This window comes from Legionella sp. km772 (genome assembly GCF_003989735.1).
Classification (GTDB): domain Bacteria; phylum Pseudomonadota; class Gammaproteobacteria; order Legionellales; family Legionellaceae; genus Legionella.
Map to the genome: position 1 here is coordinate 1 of NZ_RZGQ01000232.1, position 3860 is coordinate 3860.

Sequence of the window (3860 nt, forward strand, 5' to 3'; positions counted from 1 at the left end):
CAATTAACTAAAAATCAGATGAAAAGGCAATCTATTAAGCGGCTCAGAAAAAATGCTGGATGGGATGATTCTATTTTAACCACTATCTTATCTCAAAATTTTTCATGAGGTGACCCTGACTTAAGATCTCATTTTTATAATTTGTGCAATAAATCTTGTCATCAACTAAACGCATTAATTCCGGTGATATGTCGGCCTAAAACTAAAGTATGGACATTATCGGTTCCTTCATAGGTAAAGACCGATTCGAGATTAAGCATATGCCTAACCACATCGTACTCAAGGCTTATTCCATTTCCACCCATGAGGTTTCTACATTTTCTTGCAATATTCAAGGCTTCTCTGCATGCATTTCCTTTTGCTAAAGAAATCATGGTGGGTGTTTCCCGATGTTGATCTTTTAATCGACCAATCTGTAAATTCATACATTGGGCTTTAATAATTTCGGTGTACATGTCCGCAAGATCTTTTTGAATGAGCTGAAAGGACGCCAGCGGTTTATCAAATTGCTTTCTTTCTAATAAATAATTACGTGCCGTATCAAAACAGGCCATTGCAGCACCCATTGCGCCCCACGCAATCCCGTAGCGCGCTTGGCTTAAACAGCTTAAGGGTGCACCGAGGCCTTTTTCGCTTCCAGGAAGATAGTTTTCATCGGGAACAAATACATTATCAAAAGCTAACTCACCGGTGATAGATGCCCGTAAAGACATTTTATGTTTGATTTCAGGACAACTCATGCCCTTTGTTTTGGTATCAACAATAAAACCGCGAATTCCTTCCTCAGTCTTTGCCCACACAATAGCAATATCAGCAATAGGTGCATTAGTAATCCACATTTTGGCACCATTTAACAACCAACCACCCTCCACTTTTTTTGCATGTGTCCGCATGCTTGCAGGGTCAGAGCCCGAATCAGGCTCAGTCAAACCAAAACAACCAATTACTTTCCCAGCAGCCATATCGGGTAAATAGCGAATTTTTTGCTCTTCAGTTCCAAAACGAAAGATGGGGTACATGCACAACGAGCTTTGCACGGAAACAAAACTACGTAAACCACTATCCCCGCGTTCTAATTCTTGACACACTAATCCATAAGCCACATAACTAGCTTCAGCACCGCCATATTGAGCCGGTAAGGTTAATCCCAGCAAGCCAAGCTCCGCTGATTGTTCAATGAGTTGACGAGGAAATTTCGCCTCCTCAAAAGCATCCTTCATTAAAGGAATTACATCATTACTTACAAAACGAGTGACACTGTCCCGAATCATCCGTTCATCATCATGTAATTGTTCATCAAGAAATAACAAGTCGTCCACTTTCCTTCTCCCGTTTATCGGACTGTAAAGCCAGAACCGCTTCAATAATACTTTCTTTACTTGGTAATAAATATTGCCAAGCCGTACCTAGGGGGATAAAGCAATCTTTACCCGTAATTCGTTTAATTTTTAATTGAGGAGCTGCCTCTTCCATTAAGAAGGCCATTAAACCTTCACTTAAAGAACCACTGTGCCGCCCTTCGTCGACGATTAAAACCCGTTTAGCTTTAGCCAATTCTTTTAAAATCGCCTCTTTAGGTAAAGGGCTAAGCCAATGGAGATCAACCACTTTCACTTTAAGTTGATGTTGATCTTCCAGTACTTTGCTAGCCTGTCGGGATAAATAATAGCCATTAGCATAGGTTAAAATGACCGTATCACCCTCTCCATGAACGCCAACCTCTCCCAAAGCTATTTTTTCTTGCGGCGCTGGATAATCAAACAACCACCCATTATCACCAGGCTCGTGTAAATCTTTAGTCATATAAAGTGCAATAGGCTCAAGAAACACCACTACACGGCCTTCTTGGGCTGCTAAATGTAGGCAGGTACGCAACATTTTGGCCGCATCAGGACCATTAGAAGGACAGGCAACAATAACACCGGGAAGGTCTCTTAGCACCGCAAAGGAATTATCATTATGAAAATGACCACCAAAGCCTTTTTGATAAGCCAAAGAAGCGATTCGCACAACCATAGGGTTTTTATATTGGCCACTAGAAAAAAATGAAAGAGTTGCTGCTTCTCCACGCAATTGATCTTCTGCATTATGTAAATAGGCAAGAAATTGTATTTCTGGAACGGGAATAAAGCCATTATGAGCAAAACCAATGGCCGTCCCTAAAATGGTTGTTTCATCTAAAAGCGTATCAAATACCCGCCGCTGACCAAACCGCGACTGTAAATCGGCTGTAACCCGATAGACGCCGCCTTTCTTCCCCACATCTTCACCAAAGACTAGCATATTAGGGTATTGCATCATTAGATCAGTTAAGGCGAAATTAATTTGCTGGCACAAATTCCTTTTTTGGCTTAATTGGCTGTAAGCACCACCAAAAGAACTTTGCCGCTCCTCCTCACTAGGTAGCTTATAATTTATTTTTTTACCCACTTGCGGTAAAAGAGAATCCATTACCTCTTCAGCATTGTTCATGCGCGGTAAGGTGATTGCCTCCACTGCTTTAGCTTCAATTAAGGCTTTATTGTCTTGGTATAAATCCGCTATCGCTTGCAAAGACATCCACCCTTCACGGTAAATTAGCCCGGCCGTGTGCAATAAGGGATCATCAGCCTCGCGACGCTCAATTTCTGCTTGCGTATTATACTGAGATTCAATGTCTGAGCCGGCATGACCTAATAAACGCACACAACGCAGGTGTAGAAATACCGGTTGTTTTTTAATCCGTGCTAAATATTCAGCCTCTTGTGCTTTAGCATAGGTATCTGCAATGTTTAATCCATCACAAGCAATATAATGTAAACCTGGGCGTGAACTAATAGAGTGCTCAATCCAATTATTAGGGGTTGGCACTGAAATCCCAATTCCATTATCTTCACAAATAAAAACAAGAGGTAAAGGATAATTTTGTTTCGCTAACCAGGAGCATGCATTTAAGGTGGTTTGCGCTGAGGCATGGTTCGTTGATGCATCCCCAAAAGAACACAAAATAACAGAGTCAGGGGCAAGGCTACTTTTAAGGCCTAATTCTTTAGCGCGTGTAATTGATACTGCAGCACCTAAGGCTTTAGGTAAGTGAGAGGCAATGGTTGAGGTTTGCGGTGGGATATTTAAAGGTACACTACCAAAAACTTTATGACGCCCCCCTGAAATAGGATCGGAGGCTGCAGCCACAAGCGATAAAAGAATATCTTTAACCCCATCTGTTTTTGCTAATTGCTTCGCTCTTTGGATATAAAATGCGCCGCTGCGGTAATGTAAAAAAGCCATGTCCTTGGTTTTAAATACTTGGCCTAATACAGCATTTCCTTCATGGCCACTACTGCCGATGGTATAAAAAGACAGCCCCTTTTCTTTAAGTTGGCGCGCTATTAAATCGAGAAGGCGTGATTTAATTTGCGAGTCGAACAACTCTATGGCGGTTTTTTTGTCGAGTTCGGCAACTTCAGGACTCAGAGTACTGTGGGGTGTGGGAAAATCTGCTTGGAGTACACGTTTGAGGAACTGCTCATCAACAACACTGGCTCTATCTAACATCACTACACCTTAAATAATAATTGCGCAATGACCAGATGAACTTATAGGGGTTCAAATCCTGGTATCCTTTCCGGGCAAATTATAGCTATTGATAATTCTGCCGATAACATAGGTAAGCAGTATATACTTATTAATCTGGTTTGCGAAACTAATTTATCGTAAGGATGGACTTAAGGTATGGATTTAGAAATTAATCGACCGTCGGGCCAGGGTCACCTCATGAAAAATTTTGAGATAAGATAGTGGTTAAAATAGAATCATCCCATCCAGCATTTTTTCTGAGCCGCTTAATAGATTGCCTTTTCATCTGATTTTTAGTTAATTGA

2 protein-coding genes are annotated in these 3860 nt (G+C 41.3%); both read right to left on the reverse strand.

All coding sequences use genetic code 11. The features are described from left to right. Positions 1–161 precede the first annotated feature (161 nt). On the reverse strand, positions 162–1319 hold the full coding sequence (locus ELY15_RS14310; protein WP_127101203.1) for an acyl-CoA dehydrogenase family protein: 1158 nt from the start codon (positions 1317–1319) through the stop codon (positions 162–164). Next, positions 1297–3534: an alpha-ketoacid dehydrogenase subunit alpha/beta gene (locus tag ELY15_RS14315; protein WP_127101205.1), complete on the reverse strand. Its 2238-nt coding sequence runs from the start codon at positions 3532–3534 to the stop codon at positions 1297–1299. The genes ELY15_RS14310 and ELY15_RS14315 overlap by 23 nt, the downstream gene beginning before the upstream one ends. Between the last annotated feature and the right edge of the window lie 326 nt (positions 3535–3860).